Raw genomic sequence first — 14628 nt, 5'->3', positions numbered from 1 at the left:
CAGCCCCCCGAGGCAAGGCCGGCGAATATCCGCATGGTTCTGGTCTGAATTTTTGGAAATTCTGGCCAGAATGATAGAATTCGGGCCAGGCCGGACACCAGGCCTGCTTTTGTTTTCAGCCCCGCCATGCAATCTGTCGGTATCTACGAAGCCAAGACCCGTTTCTCCGCCCTGATCGAACTTGTCGAGCAGGGCGAGGAAGTGCGCATCACCCGCCACGGCAAGGAAGTGGTGCGCATGCTGCCGGTGCGCCGCCGCCCCGTGATCACCGATGAGCAGATCGCCCGCGAGCTGGAGCAGATGCAGGCGCTGCAGGCCACGGTGCGGCCGGCCCAGCCGGCACAGTCGGCACAGGCGCCGGACTCCACCACCCGACTGCGCCACGCAGGCCGGAGCCAGGCATGACCTCCTTCGTGCTTGATGCCTCCGTCACCGCCGCCTGGCTGCTGCCCGATGCCGCCAGCGTGCACACCCAGCGCCTGTATACCCGCATCCGCCGCCATGAAGTGGACCCGCAGGCGCCCAACCTCTGGCAGTGGGAATGCGGCAACCTGATCGCCTCGGGCGTGCACGGCGGCCGCATTCCGCACAGCTCGGTCGAAGGCCTGTGGGGCGTGCTCGAGGCCATCCGCCACCGCGTGGAACTGCACGAGCTGGCGCCCGCCCAGCACAAGGCCGTGCTCGACGTGGCGCTGGACACCCGCCTGCCGGTCTATGACGCGGCCTACCTGTGGCTGGCGCAGTCGCTGCGCCTGCCGCTGGCCACCTTTGACGCGGCCCAGGCCGCCGCCGCCCGCAAGCGCGGGCTGGCGCTGCTGGCCCCTGAAGATTTCTGATCCCCTCCCATCACCTTTGCCTGAGATGACCATGCAACACGACAAGATCCTCATTCTTGACTTCGGCTCCCAAGTCACCCAGCTGATCGCCCGCCGCGTGCGCGAAGCCCATGTCTACTGCGAAGTCCACCCCTGCGACGTCAGCAGCGACTGGGTGCGCGAATTCGCCGCCGACGGCCGCCTCAAGGGCGTGATCCTGTCGGGCAGCCACGCCAGCGTCTATGAAGTGGACGACCGCGCCCCCGACGCCGTGTTCGAGCTGGGCATTCCCGTGCTGGGCATCTGCTACGGCATGCAGACCATGGCCACCCAGCTGGGCGGCAAGGTCGAAGGCTCGCACACCCGCGAATTCGGCTACGCCGAAGTGCGCGCCCATGGCCACACCGAACTGCTCAAGGGCATCCAGGACTTCGCCACGGCCGAAGGCCACGGCATGCTCAAGGTCTGGATGAGCCACGGCGACAAGGTCACCGAGCTGCCCCCGGGCTTCAAGGTCATGGCCTCCACGCCGTCCTGCCCCATCGCCGGCATGGCCGACGAGGCGCGCCGCTTCTACGCCGTCCAGTTCCACCCCGAAGTCACGCACACCGTGCAGGGCGCGGCCCTGCTCAACCGCTTCGTGCGCGAGATCTGCGCGGCGAATGCCGACTGGATCATGGGCGACTACATCGAGGAAGCCGTCGCCAAGATCCGCGAGCAGGTGGGCGACGAGGAAGTTATCCTGGGCCTGTCGGGCGGCGTGGACTCCTCCGTGGCTGCAGCCCTGATCCACCGCGCCATCGGCGACCAGCTGACCTGCGTCTTCGTGGACCACGGCCTGCTGCGCCTCAATGAAGGCGACATGGTCATGGAAATGTTCGAAGGCAAGCTGCACGCCAAGGTCATCCGCGTGGACGCCAGCGACCTGTTCCTGGGCAAGCTGGCCGGCGTCAGCGAGCCCGAGGCCAAGCGCAAGATCATCGGCGGCCTGTTCGTGGACGTGTTCAAGGCCGAGGCCGCCAAGCTCAAGGCCGGCGATGCAGGCCACAAGGGCGCCACCTTCCTGGCCCAGGGCACCATCTACCCCGACGTCATCGAGTCGGGCGGTGCCAAGAGCAAGAAGGCCGTCACCATCAAGAGCCACCACAACGTCGGCGGCCTGCCCGAGCAGCTCGGCCTGAAGCTGCTCGAGCCCCTGCGCGACCTGTTCAAGGACGAAGTGCGCGAACTCGGCGTGGCCCTGGGCCTGCCGCGTGAAATGGTCTACCGCCACCCCTTCCCCGGCCCGGGCCTGGGCGTTCGCATCCTGGGTGAAGTCAAGAAGGAATACGCCGACCTGCTGCGCCGCGCCGACGCCATCTTCATCGAGGAACTGCGCAACTGGACGGACGAAGCCACCGGCAAGAACTGGTACGACCTCACCAGCCAGGCCTTCACCGTCTTCCTGCCCGTCAAGAGCGTGGGCGTCATGGGCGATGGCCGCACCTACGACTACGTCGTGGCCCTGCGCGCCGTGCAGACCAGCGACTTCATGACCGCCGACTGGGCCGAGCTGCCCTACGGCCTGCTCAAGAAGGTGTCTGGCCGGATCATCAACGAAGTGCGCGGCATCAACCGCGTGACCTACGACGTGTCGACGAAGCCGCCGGCGACGATTGAGTGGGAATGATTGCGCAATAGGAAACGGCCGGGGTCGTCCGGCCGTATTTCCGAATCAAGCCCGCGGCACTGCGGGCTTTTTTCTGCCCGCCCGCCGTTGTTCAGTGGGATGCTGGAATAGCCGAATGCTCGCGCAGGTATGCCCTCAGCTTCGCGTCCGTGGCATACACATAGCACCCCTTCATGCCACGGGTCATCAAGGTGCGATAGGTGTTCTTGATGATGCTTTCCGCCAGCCGTGCGGCCTCGGCAGGCTGCTCCTTCGTCATCTTCACGAATCCCTTCATGGTCTTGTCATGTCTGTCCCTGGCTCGGGGCACTGCCACCAGCGTGTCGCCCATGATGGTCAGGTCTGGCCCGATGATGACTCCCACATAGTCCACTTCCAGCCCCTGGCAGGTGTGTATGCAGCCGACCTGTGCCACAGAGTTCGGTGCCACGATCCAGAGGCTGTCGTCCTGGTCCAGATTCCATTGGCGCTCGTAGTCTCCGATGACTACGTCCATAAGCTTGGGATTCTTCTTGCTGTTCCATGGCCAGCAGTAACCAGCCACAACGCGTGCCCGGTTGTTGGCGTTCTTCGTCTCGATGGCCTTGTGCAGATCCGAGGGGTCGTCAAACACCTGAAAGTCAAACGGAATATCTGCAAGGCTAGGGTTGGCGGTAGTTCGGATCTGCAACGTATGGTCTACCCAGGCCAGATAGCCGTCGGAGCCGGCGCACCGAAATTGGGAAGTCAGCGAATATTCCTCTACCTCAGCATTCCGCTCGGCTGCAAACTTGCGGATGATCTCCTTGGAACCTACATCCTTGAGAGTCACGCGCTGGTCTTCGTCGATGAAAAAGATGCTGCACTTGGCAGCTTCTATCAGCTCCTTGACCTGATGGGTGCCCAGATTCCCATAGAAGCCGCTTTTTTCGGTTAGGCGATGTGCTTCGTCCACGACCAAGACATCAAAGGCATCCTGCACGGTTTCCGTGAAGGAGCCTGATCCGCCGAAAAGATTGACCAGATGTGCGTTGTCGCGCGTCTGTATCAGCTTGTCGCTATAGACAGCGCGTGGGGCAGCGTTCTTGGAAATGTATTTGACGGTCAAGCCTTCGCGCAGAGCCGCAAGCAGGTTGACGGCGATCACCGACTTGCCGGTTCCAGGACCGCCCTCAATGATCAAGACGCGAGGCCTGCCGCTGGCGCTGGCCTGGCGGCATGCGGCCTTCGCAGCCTCGAACACTTCCTTCTGGTCGTCGATTAGCGCGAACTCGCTGTTGCCCTTCAGCAGCTTGCCGACCACATCCGCCAGCGCTTTGGATGGCCGCATCCTTCCTCGTTCAAGATCGAACAGCACCTGGCGGCCTCGGCCATGCCGGATGTGCTGTTTGATGAACTCGCGGAGTTTCTTGCGGTCTTCATCACCTTTCAGGAACAAAGGTGCCCGCTCGATATAGGGCTGGTACTGGGGGGAGTCGATGATGCCATCGGCGGCATAGTTGTGCAGGTAGGCGCAAGGCTTCAGCTGCAGCCCGCCGTCATAGATGGCCTCGTTGAACCCCTCCAGAAATGCCGTGTACGACCACGCCTGGTAGCTGGGGTGAATGCGCGCCTGGTCAGGGCGCATTCCACCGCGCAAAAGCACGATGGCATCGCGGTCGGTGGCGCCGACCGATGACCATTGCTTGAGTTCGACCACCACCAGCCGTCGAGAGCCGTCGTCGGCATGTCCGGCAAGAATGACATCGATGCGTTTTGACGATTGCGGCAGGATGAATTCGACAGCGACCCCGATGTCGGGTGCGATTTCCGGGTCACGCAGAAGGCGGGCAATGTAGCCCAGCGACTCGCGCCATGATCGGATCTCCGCCTTGGCTACCTTGCGGTGAGTCGCTGCCTGGTACTTCGCGTAGATGACGTCTTCAATATCGCGTTCGTCGTAGTCGAGCAGGAATTGTGTCTTCTCGGCCTGATAAACGATCATGGCTCGGGCAGCTGGTCGTATTTGGTGCTGACGCCGCGCGACGCCTCGACAGGGTATTTGGCGGCGTTGGAAGCCAGCTTGCTGGCGATGGCTGCGTTGAGGTCCACGTCCAGCACATCCGCCAAGCGGATGAGGTACAGGGCGACATCGGCCAGTTCGTCGCGTACCGCCGAGGCGGTTTTAGGATTCGAGGCGGCCGAATGAGAGTCGGCCTCGGTCATCCATTGGAATATTTCGGTCAACTCACCCACCTCGCCCGAGAGAGCCATGACCAGATTCTTGGGTGAATGGAATTGCTGCCACTCCCGCTCTTGCGCAAACTGCCTCAGCGCGTGTACCGCGCCCGTCACGTCAATCAGACTTTTGTCCACATCCAGACCCTTTCGGAACGGATTGTTACCTATTCTGCAGTTCCTAGGACTCAGAGACCTGAAGTATCGCTGCGCCTAGGAAGATTCTGAGCCCGGGCGAGGCTTGGATGTAAGAACTAGCCGCCTGATTCCCAGGCCAGGTGCAAGCACTTGCGCGCAGACAGACGAAGTCCAGTGTTCCCCATGAAAGACATGGCTGCTACCAGACCAAGCATGCGTTTGTAACGTAAAGTACTATTTCTTTGCAATTTGCTGTGTGCTGCTGCGGACCTAGCCCGTGGGTATTGATTCCGCATGAAGATACTTCTCCCAAACGCTGATGGCTGTTGAAATCTCTCGCCTTCAAAGTCCTGCGGCCGTTCAGGCGGCGTTGGACGAGTTTTCACGTCTTGGTCGGACGGCATTCCTGAAGCGATACGGATTTGGAAAATCGCGCGATTTCTTGGTTCGCAATGCAAGAACCGGGCAGCTATGCGACTCCAAGGCCATCGTCGGAGCTGCGTTCGGCCATCAGTTCCCGCAGGAGGGACCGCTCAAGCCGACTGATTTCTCCGGTGGAGAGGCCACCGTCGTTCCTCGATTGCAGCATCTGGGCTTCGATGTCGTGCGCATTGGTGAAGACTGGACCTTCGATGAGGTGCAGGCCACGGTCGCGTCATATTTCGAGATGCTTTTGCTGGAGGCCGAGCAGCAGCGCTACACCAAGACCGAATTCAATGCGCAGTTGCGCCAGCGGCTGCGTGAGCGCAGCAAGGGATCGGTGGAGCTGAAGTTCCAGAACATCAGCGCCGTCCTGCATGACCTGGAGCTGCCCTTCATCCGCGGCTACAAGCCCCGGAGCAACGCTCAGCTTCTGTTGCGTCAGGCGGTGCAGCAGTTCGTCCTGAATCAGCCGGGCCTGGTTTCCCGTGTGGTGGATGCGATGGAGGAGGTCAAGACGTCTGCTGAGCAGAGTTTTCATGCCTGCCTGGTTGAACCGCCTGCGCTGGAGACAGTGGCGCAGTTAGCGAAAGACGGCGCCAAGGTCAGATTTCCACGCAAGACGAACTGGGCCCAGCGGGATGAAGCCAACCGGCATCTTGGCCGTGCCGGAGAGCAGTGGGTCATAGGATTCGAGCAGCGGCGACTTGTCCATGCCGGGTATCCGGAGCTTTTCCAGCAGCTGGACTGGGTGTCTGACCGGCTCGGCGACGGGAGCGGCTACGACATCCTCTCGCATGAGCGGCCCGGCGAGCATCGCTTCATCGAGGTCAAGACCACCAATGGCGGGCATGCCTCGTCCTTCATCATCAGCCGCAACGAACTGGATTTCGCAGCAGAGGCCGGGGATGCCTTCCATCTCTACCGGGTTTTTCAGTTCCGGGAGGAACCAAGGCTCTACATCCTGAACGGGCCGCTGGCGGACCAGCTGCACCTGGAGCCCATCGATTTTCGGGCGTCGTTCCGGCGCCTGGTGGGGTAACGCGCAGGTCGGCCGGGCCAGAGCTCCCCGCAGCTTTGAGCACAGGCACATGAAAGAGGGCTGAAGAGGGCTGCCCTGCGCATCCTCTGGAGCGCGACGACAATAGCCCATGATTCAAGAAAAGCCCCTGGCGGCAACCGAACTGGAGCGGCCTGCCATGGCCTTGCGCACTCTTGCGAATGGGGTCCGGCTGCTGGCGCTGCCCATGCCGCACTTGCAGAGCGTCAGCGTGGGTGTGTTCCTGCGCGTGGGCTCCCGCGACGAGACCTCCACCAGCAACGGCATCAGCCATGTGCTGGAACACATGGCGTTCAAGGGCACGCACACGCGTTCCGTGCAGGAGATCAACCTGGATGCGGAGCGGCTGGGTGCGGAGGTCAACGCCTTCACCGGCAAGGACATCACCGGCTATTTCATGACCGGCCTGGGCTGGCATGCGCAGGCCTTGCTGGGAATGATTGCGGACATCGTGCTGAACAGCGTGTTTCCCGAGCATGAGCTGCAAAGGGAGCTGCAGGTGATCCGGCAGGAGGCCATCGAGTACGAAGAGGACCCGGAGGACAGCGCCGGCGATCTGCTGGACCGCGCCATCTGGGGCGACGACCCCATGGGCATGCCGGTGATCGGCACGGTGGCCAATATCGAAGGCTTCACGCGGCAGGATCTGGTGCGCCATGTGCAGTCCCATTACGTGGGAGAAAAGACCGTCGTCGTCGCGGCCGGAAACTTCGATGTGCCGGCCTGGCTGGAGCAGGCGGCGCAGCTGTTCGCCGGCATGCCTGCTTCCGCCAATCCGGCTGTGGCACTGCCCCCTCAGCCCGCAAAGTATGTGGGGCAGGCCCTGGCGCAACGCTTCACGCAGGTGTCCCAGGTGTTCGTGAACCTGGCCTATCCCCTGGTGTTCGAGCAGCTGCAGGGCGAGCACCCGCAGCGTGCGCGTCTCGTGGCCTCGCTGGCGGCCCATCTGCTGGGCGAGGGGATGTCGTCGCCCCTGGTCGATACCGTGCGTGAACGGCTCGGACTGGCCTATACGGCCTATGCGGCGATGGAGGGCGGTGACGTGTGGGCCAATTTCATCGTGCATGCCGTCACGACGCCGGACAAGCTCGAAGCGCTGGTGGCTGCGACAGGCGGCCTGCTGCGCGCCCAGGCTGCCGGCATCGACCCCGTGCATCTGGAGCGGGCCAAGAACCAGCTGGCGGTCTCGCGGGTGCGTGCGGGTGAGCGGACCTACGCCACCATGGAGCGGGCTGTCGAGGACCTCTTTGCCCATGGCAGCGTGACGTCCGTGGCCGAAACGCTGGCGATGATCGATGGCATCGGGGCCGAGGAAGTGCGCAAGGTCTTCGAGCGCATGCTGGCCCACCCTCCAGCGGTGGCCATCACCGGCAAGGGCGCCAGTGCCCGGGCCGTGCGGCAGCTGGCCGCAGGCCTGGCGGCCTGAGCCGGCAGCGCGCGATCAGCGATCAGCGGCCAACCGCCAACCGCAACATATGGCGCTTTTCCCGTTGTCATGGAATTGGGGGAGCGGACTGCGGCGCGTTCCATTGCCGCTTGAGGTAGTGCGACTTCGGGTGCTCCTGCAGGAACACGCAGCACTGCACCCACGCCGCTGACTCCGGGTGCGCGTCGACGGCGCGCGAGAGATGCTCGAACACGGCCTCGGCCATGGCCGAGCACATCTGCGGCGGGCGCGGGTTGGTCAGCGTCAGGGTGGCGATCAGTTGCTGCGCGTGGGGGTCGTCGCCGCACAGTCCGACGGCGATGGGGGCCACGCGCGACTTCAGGTCCGCGAGCCGTGCCCATCCGCGCTCGGCCAGCGCAAGGTGCATGGCGTGCAGGACCGGCTCCCACTGGATCGACGGGAGCAACGATGGCGATACCTCGATGGCGATGTGCGGCATGGGGCGGCGCCTTCAGTCGAGCTTGATGCCGACTTCGCGGATCAGCGTCTGCCAGCGTGCCCGCTCGCTGTCCAGCAGGCGTGCGAATGCCTGGGGCGAGTTGTCGATGGGCACCGAGCCGAGTTCGGCCAACCTGTCCTGCGTGGCCTTGGCCGCCAGCGCCGCGCCCATGTGCTTGATCAGCCAGGCCTTGCGGTCGGCCGGGGTCGCGGCGGGCGCGAGAAAGCCGTACCAGCCGCTGATCTCGGCGTCCACGCCCGATTCCTTGAGCGTGGGCACGCCGGGCAGCGCAGGAATGCGCCTGGCGGACGTCAAGGCCAGCGCCTTCAGGCGCCCGCTTTGCACATGCTGCAGGATGGCCGGCGTGGCTTCGAACACCATCTGCACCGTGCCGCCCAGCACGTCGTTGAGTGCAGGCGCGGAGCCGCGGTAGGGAATGTGCAGGATCGAGGTGCCGGTCTGGCGCTTGACGAGTTCTCCCGCCAGGTGCTGCGGCGTGCCGTTGCCGGCGGATGCGTAGGAGAACTTGCCCGGGTTCTTGCGCAGCCATTCGAGCGCCTCCTTGGCCGTGGTCGCCGGGAAGGAGGGATGCACGGCCCAGATCAAGGGCACCGAGGCGGCCCATGCCAGCGGTGTGAAGTCCTTGGCCGGATCGAAGTTGAGCCTGGAGTACAGCGCCGGGTTCGCGGCCATGGGGCCGAGTGCGCCCAGCAGCAGCGTGTAGCCGTCGGCCTCTGCGCGTGCCGCCGCCTCCGTGCCGATGTTGCCGCCCGCACCGCTGCGGTTGTCGACGATCACCGTGCTGCCGCTGTCCGTCTGCAAGGCATTCGCCATCAGGCGGGAGACGGCATCGGTGGTCGCACCTGCCGGATAGGGGCAGATGATGCGGATGGGCTTGGAAGGGAATGCCTGTGCGCGCGCCGAGGGGCTTGCGCCCATGGCTGAAATGGCCGTCGCCGTGCTGGCGTACTGAAGGAAGTTGCGTCGTTTCATCGGTGCTCTCGTGACCAGAGTTGTCTCGTGGCCGTAGTGTCGGCAGGCCCTTGTTTCTTCGCAATTCGCATTTTCTGGCCGCGCCTATCGGATAATCCGATGGCCATGCCCGCACGCAACCGCGACCCCCTTGATCTCGTCTCATTGCGCCAGTTGCGCTACTTCGTGTCGGCGATGCGGGCGCACAGCTTCAGTGCGGCATCACGCGATGCCTCGATCTCGCAGGCGGCGCTGTCGGAGCAGATCGCCTTGCTGGAATCGACCCTGGACGTGCAGCTGTTCGACCGTGCGAGCGGGCGCGCCGTTGCCACGGCCTCCGGACATGAGCTCGACCGCCGGGTGTCGGCCTGCCTCAGTGAGCTGCAGGCGGCGCTGCGCGACGTGCAGGCGCGTGCGAGCACCGTGGCGGGCCTGGTGCGCATCGGCCTGGTGCAGTCCTACGCGGGATGCTGGGTACTGCCCGTGGTGCGCAGGGCCCAGGCGCAGTGGCCGCAGCTGGCGATCGCACTGCGCAGGCGCACCGCACAGGCCTTGGTGGAGGGCGTGTTGCGTGGCGATTTCGATCTCGCCGTCAGCTTCGACCCGGAGCCGCATGCCGATCTGGAGATCCTGGCCTGCTTCGACGAGCCCGTGGTGGCCGTGGGATTGAAGCCCCGCCGGCGGCGACGCCTGCTGGAGCTCAGCGAGGTTGCGAACCACCCCCTGGCCTTGCTGCCAAGCGAATACGCCATGCGGCGCCAGCTCGACAACGCCTTTGCGGCGCAGGGGCTGAAGCCGGGCGTGCATCTGGAGTCCGATACGCTGGAGGACCTGGTGCATGCCGCCCGTGAAAACGGCATGGTTGCGCTGCTCAACGGTGCTGCGGCAATGAGCCTGGACGTGCAGGACGCAGTCCCGTTGGCCGAAAGAAATCTGGGCCGGCAAGCCTGCCTGGTGCGCTCACGCAGCCGTCACCACGGCTTTGCCGCCCAGTACGTATGGGACGAGCTTTCGGCGGCAACCCCCACGCTGCCGCCAGCGTGGGGGCGGCGCGTTGCAGCCGCGCGCTAGTCGTCGGCCGGGTCCGTTCCGCCCAGGCCCGTACCGCCCGTCAGGGCACTTCCTTCAGGCCCACCAGTTGCAGGGGGCGTGCCAGCAGTTCGTCGAAGCGTTTCTCGAACGCCTTGAAGTACGGCATGCTGAAATGCGCATCCAGCGCTGCCTGGTCCCTGAATGACTCCCGCATGTAGAAGGTGCCGGGGGTGTCCGCCAGTTCGAACAGCGTGTAGTCCAGGCATCCGGCCTCTTGCCGGGTGAATGGCACCAGCGCGCGCAGGGCGTCGCGCAGCTGGTCTTGCTGGCCGGCCTTCGCTTCAAGGATGGCCAGGTTGAAAATGGTCTCTGTCTTCATGGCTCAGCCCCAGTTCTCCAGTACCACCTTGCCGCGCGCCTTGCCCGACTCGATCAGGGCATGGGCGCGCTTGAGGTTGTCGGCGTTGATGCTGCCGAAGCGCTCGGCCAGCGTGGTGCGGATCAGGCCGGCATCGACCAGTGCGGCAACCTCGTTGAGCAGGCGGTGCTGGCCGATCATGTCGTCGGTGCCGAACAGGGCGCGGGTGAACATCAATTCCCAGTGCACCGACACCGACTTGCGCTTGAGTTTGGTGATGTCCAGCGACGCGGGATCGTCGATCAGGCCGAATTTTCCCTGGGGCGCGATCGCCTCGACGATCTGTGCGAAGTGCAGGTCGGTCTGCGTGAGGCTCACGATGAGGTCCACCGTGGGAAAGCCGATGCGCTTGAGTTCGTCGGCAATCGGCTGGCTGTGATCGATCACGTGGTGGGCGCCGAGCTCCTTGACCCAGGCCTGCGTCTCGGGCCGCGATGCGGTGCCGATGACGGTAAGGCTGGTCAGCCGCGTGGCCAGCTGCGTGAGGATGGAGCCCACGCCGCCGGAGGCGCCGATGATGAGCAGCGTCTTGTGGCTGGGGTGCTTGCCCGGCGCGATGCCCAGGCGGTCGAACAGCATCTCCCATGCGGTGATGGCGGTCAGGGGCAGGGCCGCCGCCTGTGCAAAGTCCAGCGACTTGGGCGCGTGGCCCACGATGCGCTCGTCCACCAGGTGCAGTTCGCTGTTCGTGCCAGGGCGCGCAATGGAGCCGGCGTACCAGACGCGGTCGCCCGGCTTGAACAGCGTGACTTCGGGGCCCACAGCCTTGACGATGCCGCTGGCATCCCAGCCCAGCACCTTGTGCGTTTGCCCCTCGGCGGGCGCGCCGCTGGCGCGCACCTTGGTGTCCACCGGATTGACGGACACGGCCCTGACTTCGACCAGCAGGTCGCGGCCGGTGGCCACGGGATCGGGCAGGGTGATGTCGATCAGCGATTCGGGTTGGCTGATGGCCTGGGGCTTCTGGTATCCAACGGCTTTCATGGTCGTGCTTTCAAAGGTTGAGGAAGAGGGGATAGCAAGGAGGGAGAGCAAGGAGGGTTTCAGGCAGTGGCCAGGGCTGCGTAGTCCGAGTAGCCGCGCGCGTCGCCGCCAAACAGGGCCTTCGGATCGAATGCGGCCAGCGGCGCCTGGGCGGCGTAGCGCGCCGGCAGGTCCGGGTTGGCAATGAAGGGGCGGCCGAAGGCGACGAGGTCTGCCAGGCCCTCGTGCAGGATGGCTTGGGCGCGCTCCGCGTCGTACTTGCCCGCAACGATCACCTTGCCCTGGTAGGCGCGGCGCAGCGCGTGGCGGAAGTCCTGCGGAATCTCGGGCGCATCGTCCCAGTCGGCTTCGGACAGGTGGATGTAGGCCAGGCCGATCTCGTCGAGCTTGCTGGCCAGATGCAGGATGGTCTCGATGATCTGCGGGCAGTTCATGTTGCGCTGCGTGATGAAGGGCGCCAGGCGGATGCCGGTGCGCTCGGCCCCGACCTCGCCCGCCACGGCGGCCGCGACCTCTTCGGCGAAGCGCGTGCGCTGGGCGATGCCGCCGCCGTAGGCGTCGGTGCGGTGGTTGGAGGTGGTGCGCAGGAACTGATCGATCAGGTAGCCGTTGCCGCCGTGGATTTCCACGCCATCGAAACCGGCACGCATCGCATTGGCCGCGCCCCTGCGGAAGTCGCCGATCACGTCCTGGATGTCCTGTGCGCTCAGTGCGCGCGGTACGGGGCAGTCGACCATGCGGCCGACACCGTCGTCGCCGACCACCCAGACCTGCGCTTGCGGCGACAGCGCCGAAGGCGCGACCGGCAGGCCATCGGCGTGAAAGCTGGCATGCGACATGCGGCCAACGTGCCACAGCTGCAGCACCATGCGCCCGCCGGCGGCGTGCACCGCGTCCGTGACGCGGCGCCAACCGTCCACCTGCGCCTCTGAATAGATGCCGGGGGTGAAGCTGTAGCCTTGGCCCTGGCGGGAGATCTGGGTGGCTTCCGAGACGATCAGGCCGGCGCTGGCGCGTTGTGCGTAGTAGGTGGCCATCAATGCGTTGGGCACGTCGCCTGGCTGGCTGGTACGGCTGCGCGTCATGGGGGCCATCACCATGCGGTTGGGCAGGCTGAGCGGGCCGAGCTGCAGGGGGCGAAACAGGGGCGTGGAGGCGGTGGTCATGCGGTTCCTTGGCGGAGCTGTAGAGGTGTTGGGGCGGGAGCGGAAACCCGGTTCGCAAGTCGTCTGGGCATGGAGCGATGTTGACCTGGGCGTTTCAATTGAAAAAGACCCGCAAGACTGAAGGCGGCTTCAAAAGAAATTTGACGATGAGCTCAGGGCGCGGCCTGCACGACACCCGGGCGGATGGCCGTGCCGCGCCTGCCTGGCTACCATCTCCCCCATGAAGACCCAATACTTCGCCGCCACCTCACTCGACGGATTCCTGGCCACCGAGGACGATTCCCTGGACTGGCTGTTCCCGCTGGGCGACATGCAGGCCACGGGCTACCCGGAGTTCATTGCCGGCGTGGGCGCGCTGGCCATGGGGTCCGCCACCTACGAATGGATGCTGCGCCACGCGGAGACGGTGGCCAGGGAGACCGGGGCGGCGTGGCCCTATACGCAGCCTGCCTGGGTGTTTTCCAGCCGCACGCTGCCTGGTATCCCGGGTGCCGATATCCGGTTCGTCAGCGGTGATGTGCGTGCCGTGCATGCGCAGATGCAGGCTGCGGCCGGCGGGGGCAATCTCTGGATCATGGGGGGCGGAGACCTGGCGGGGCAGTTCTACGACGCGGGCCTGCTGGACGAGATGATCCTGAGCGTGGGCTCGGCCACGCTGGGCCGGGGCAAGCCGCTGTTCCCGCGCCGGGTGCTGCATCCGGTGCTGCGCCTGCTGTCGGTTCGGCAGATCGGCGAGGGCATGGCGGTGCTGCATTACGAGGTGCGCAAGAGCACCGCTTGACGGGCTCCCTGATTCGGTCTGCGCGCCGCTCAGTTCGCCTCTCCGCGCCCAGGCGCCGTCATCCCCGGAATGTATTCATTGGAGATGAAGCTGCGGCAGCGGTGCATGAAGGCTTCCACCACATGGCGGGGCTTTTGTTCGCGGGCCCAGGCCAGGCCCAGTTTCATGGGGCGGTGGTTGCCGTTCAGGTGCAGGTTGACGATCTTCTTGCCGTCCAGCGCATGGGAGTTGCGCGGGCGCACGTTGACCAGGGAGTAGCCCACGTCGTTGGCGACCAGGGAGCGCACCACGTCGGGGCTGGCGCTGCGGGCCGCGATCAGGGGCGAGACGCCGGCTTCGCGGAACAGCGACATGAAGTATTCACGGCTCAGGGGCAGGTCCAGCAGGACCATGGGCAGCTGGGCCAGCGCCTCCAGCGTGGTGGAGCGGTGGTTGGCCAGCGGATTGAGTTCGCTGACGATGACCATGGGCGGCAGCTGGGCCAGGGGCTCGAAGCAGATGTCCGATTCGGCCACCAGCAGGTCGTAGGTGATGGCGACATCGATCTGCGCGGTGCGCAGCTTGTGGATCAGGCCTTCCTGGTGGTCCTCGATCTGCGTGACCGTGGCCTTGGGGTGGGCGCGCGCGAATCCCTGGCACAGCTCGGGGGCGACCATGGCCGCCAGCGTGGTGAAGCAGCCCACGCGCACGGGGCCGCGCACCTGGCTTTGCGCGCTGCTGGCCACGTCGTACAAGGCCATGGCCTGGTCGAGCAGACTGCGGATCTCCCGCAGGACTTCGGCGCCTGCGGGCGTGACGGACAGGCCTTGCGCATGGTGGCGCACGAACAGCGGCACCTGCAGCTCGGCCTCCACCTGGGTGATGGCCGATGAGATGGACGAGGGCGAGACGTGGATGCGGTTGGCGGCCTCGGCAATGCTGCCGAACTCGCCCGCTGCCACGCAGTATTCCAATTGTCTGAAGGTCAGTCGTGTCAGCACGGTGTGCAAGAGGTGGAGAGGGGGAGGGCGGCCAGGGTGATCCGCCGCGTAGTTGACCAAGCGGCGGGCCGCGCTGCAAGAGGCCCTTCCCGCAAGGCGCCTGCATTGTGC

At 65.1% G+C, this 14628-nt stretch carries 15 protein-coding genes; 7 read left to right on the top strand and 8 right to left on the bottom strand.

Annotated features, from left to right (window positions below; translation table 11 throughout):
* Positions 1 to 126 precede the first annotated feature (126 nt).
* From ACF8ML_RS06760 to guaA, 3 genes are read left to right on the top strand one after another with little or no spacing between them, the layout of a single operon-like run.
* Positions 127 to 405, top strand: coding sequence for a type II toxin-antitoxin system Phd/YefM family antitoxin (locus ACF8ML_RS06760; RefSeq protein ID WP_012204855.1), 279 nt, complete (start codon positions 127 to 129; stop codon positions 403 to 405).
* Positions 402 to 836, top strand: coding sequence for a type II toxin-antitoxin system VapC family toxin (locus tag ACF8ML_RS06755; protein WP_012204856.1), 435 nt, complete (start codon positions 402 to 404; stop codon positions 834 to 836). Before ACF8ML_RS06760 ends, ACF8ML_RS06755 begins: the two co-directional genes overlap by 4 nt.
* Before the next feature lie 31 nt (positions 837 to 867).
* Positions 868 to 2484, top strand: a complete 1617-nt coding sequence (gene guaA, locus ACF8ML_RS06750) for a glutamine-hydrolyzing GMP synthase (protein WP_026062747.1) — start codon at positions 868 to 870, stop codon at positions 2482 to 2484.
* Positions 2485 to 2575: 91 nt separating this feature from the next.
* Here guaA and ACF8ML_RS06745 read toward each other — a convergent pair whose 3' ends face one another.
* Together ACF8ML_RS06745 and ACF8ML_RS06740 are read right to left on the bottom strand one after the other, a co-directional pair.
* On the bottom strand, positions 2576 to 4447 hold the full coding sequence (locus ACF8ML_RS06745) for a DNA/RNA helicase domain-containing protein (RefSeq protein WP_392406735.1): 1872 nt from the start codon (positions 4445 to 4447) through the stop codon (positions 2576 to 2578).
* Positions 4444 to 4818: a nucleotide pyrophosphohydrolase gene (locus ACF8ML_RS06740; RefSeq protein WP_016448215.1), complete on the bottom strand. Its 375-nt coding sequence runs from the start codon at positions 4816 to 4818 to the stop codon at positions 4444 to 4446. Before ACF8ML_RS06740 ends, ACF8ML_RS06745 begins: the two co-directional genes overlap by 4 nt.
* 319 nt (positions 4819 to 5137) lie before the next feature.
* On the opposite strand from ACF8ML_RS06740, the gene ACF8ML_RS06735 reads away from it, so the two are divergent.
* Together ACF8ML_RS06735 and ACF8ML_RS06730 are read left to right on the top strand one after the other, a co-directional pair.
* Positions 5138 to 6280: a DUF3883 domain-containing protein gene (locus tag ACF8ML_RS06735; RefSeq protein WP_016448214.1), complete on the top strand. Its 1143-nt coding sequence runs from the start codon at positions 5138 to 5140 to the stop codon at positions 6278 to 6280.
* Positions 6281 to 6437: 157 nt separating this feature from the next.
* Positions 6438 to 7724 carry a pitrilysin family protein gene (locus ACF8ML_RS06730; RefSeq protein WP_065347254.1) on the top strand — a complete coding sequence of 429 codons (1287 nt, stop codon included), beginning with the start codon at positions 6438 to 6440 and terminating at the stop codon, positions 7722 to 7724.
* A 67-nt stretch (positions 7725 to 7791) separates the two neighbouring features.
* Here the strand turns inward: ACF8ML_RS06730 and ACF8ML_RS06725 are convergent, their stop codons facing one another.
* Positions 7792 to 8184 (bottom strand): 5-carboxymethyl-2-hydroxymuconate Delta-isomerase, encoded by a 393-nt coding sequence (locus ACF8ML_RS06725; RefSeq protein ID WP_154834639.1) that lies wholly within the window; start codon positions 8182 to 8184, stop codon positions 7792 to 7794.
* Between the two features lie 12 nt (positions 8185 to 8196).
* Complete coding sequence (locus tag ACF8ML_RS06720; protein WP_392406732.1) at positions 8197 to 9177, bottom strand: Bug family tripartite tricarboxylate transporter substrate binding protein; 981 nt, start codon at positions 9175 to 9177, stop codon at positions 8197 to 8199.
* A 105-nt stretch (positions 9178 to 9282) separates the two neighbouring features.
* On the opposite strand from ACF8ML_RS06720, the gene ACF8ML_RS06715 reads away from it, so the two are divergent.
* On the top strand, positions 9283 to 10227 hold the full coding sequence (locus ACF8ML_RS06715) for a LysR family transcriptional regulator (protein WP_338496709.1): 945 nt from the start codon (positions 9283 to 9285) through the stop codon (positions 10225 to 10227).
* Between the two features lie 40 nt (positions 10228 to 10267).
* Here the strand turns inward: ACF8ML_RS06715 and ACF8ML_RS06710 are convergent, their stop codons facing one another.
* The 3 genes from ACF8ML_RS06710 to ACF8ML_RS06700 are packed head-to-tail and all read right to left on the bottom strand — an operon-like array spanning position 10268 to position 12756.
* Positions 10268 to 10567, bottom strand: coding sequence for a putative quinol monooxygenase (locus tag ACF8ML_RS06710; protein WP_012204863.1), 300 nt, complete (start codon positions 10565 to 10567; stop codon positions 10268 to 10270).
* 3 nt (positions 10568 to 10570) lie between these two features.
* On the bottom strand, positions 10571 to 11590 hold the full coding sequence (locus ACF8ML_RS06705; protein WP_047327221.1) for a zinc-binding alcohol dehydrogenase family protein: 1020 nt from the start codon (positions 11588 to 11590) through the stop codon (positions 10571 to 10573).
* Positions 11591 to 11649: 59 nt separating this feature from the next.
* Positions 11650 to 12756 (bottom strand): alkene reductase, encoded by a 1107-nt coding sequence (locus ACF8ML_RS06700; protein WP_061287783.1) that lies wholly within the window; start codon positions 12754 to 12756, stop codon positions 11650 to 11652.
* Between the two features lie 220 nt (positions 12757 to 12976).
* On the opposite strand from ACF8ML_RS06700, the gene ACF8ML_RS06695 reads away from it, so the two are divergent.
* On the top strand, positions 12977 to 13537 hold the full coding sequence (locus tag ACF8ML_RS06695) for a dihydrofolate reductase family protein (RefSeq protein WP_392406730.1): 561 nt from the start codon (positions 12977 to 12979) through the stop codon (positions 13535 to 13537).
* 29 nt (positions 13538 to 13566) lie between these two features.
* Here the strand turns inward: ACF8ML_RS06695 and ACF8ML_RS06690 are convergent, their stop codons facing one another.
* On the bottom strand, positions 13567 to 14517 hold the full coding sequence (locus ACF8ML_RS06690) for a LysR family transcriptional regulator (RefSeq protein WP_016448205.1): 951 nt from the start codon (positions 14515 to 14517) through the stop codon (positions 13567 to 13569).
* Positions 14518 to 14628: the final 111 nt, after the last annotated feature.

This window comes from Delftia sp. WSY_10, assembly GCF_043104705.1.
GTDB classification, from domain to species: domain Bacteria; phylum Pseudomonadota; class Gammaproteobacteria; order Burkholderiales; family Burkholderiaceae_C; genus Comamonas; species Comamonas tsuruhatensis.
Note: the sequence above shows the minus strand (reverse complement) of the source record. Positions and strands in the feature narration are given on the sequence as shown.

Bases quoted from the DNA above. Each gene is read 5' to 3' on its own strand.
- ACF8ML_RS06735 (WP_016448214.1), top strand. From the start codon at position 5,138: ATGGCTGTTGAAATCTCTCGCCTTCAAAGTCCTGCGGCCGTTCAGGCG.
- ACF8ML_RS06755 (WP_012204856.1), top strand. From the start codon at position 402: ATGACCTCCTTCGTGCTTGATGCCTCCGTCACCGCCGCCTGGCTGCTG.
- ACF8ML_RS06715 (WP_338496709.1), top strand. From the start codon at position 9,283: ATGCCCGCACGCAACCGCGACCCCCTTGATCTCGTCTCATTGCGCCAG.
- ACF8ML_RS06710 (WP_012204863.1), bottom strand. From the start codon at position 10,567: ATGAAGACAGAGACCATTTTCAACCTGGCCATCCTTGAAGCGAAGGCC.
- guaA (WP_026062747.1), top strand. From the start codon at position 868: ATGCAACACGACAAGATCCTCATTCTTGACTTCGGCTCCCAAGTCACC.
- ACF8ML_RS06725 (WP_154834639.1), bottom strand. From the start codon at position 8,184: ATGCCGCACATCGCCATCGAGGTATCGCCATCGTTGCTCCCGTCGATC.
- ACF8ML_RS06745 (WP_392406735.1), bottom strand. From the start codon at position 4,447: ATGATCGTTTATCAGGCCGAGAAGACACAATTCCTGCTCGACTACGAC.
- ACF8ML_RS06730 (WP_065347254.1), top strand. From the start codon at position 6,438: ATGGCCTTGCGCACTCTTGCGAATGGGGTCCGGCTGCTGGCGCTGCCC.
- ACF8ML_RS06720 (WP_392406732.1), bottom strand. From the start codon at position 9,177: ATGAAACGACGCAACTTCCTTCAGTACGCCAGCACGGCGACGGCCATT.
- ACF8ML_RS06760 (WP_012204855.1), top strand. From the start codon at position 127: ATGCAATCTGTCGGTATCTACGAAGCCAAGACCCGTTTCTCCGCCCTG.
- ACF8ML_RS06705 (WP_047327221.1), bottom strand. From the start codon at position 11,590: ATGAAAGCCGTTGGATACCAGAAGCCCCAGGCCATCAGCCAACCCGAA.
- ACF8ML_RS06695 (WP_392406730.1), top strand. From the start codon at position 12,977: ATGAAGACCCAATACTTCGCCGCCACCTCACTCGACGGATTCCTGGCC.
- ACF8ML_RS06700 (WP_061287783.1), bottom strand. From the start codon at position 12,756: ATGACCACCGCCTCCACGCCCCTGTTTCGCCCCCTGCAGCTCGGCCCG.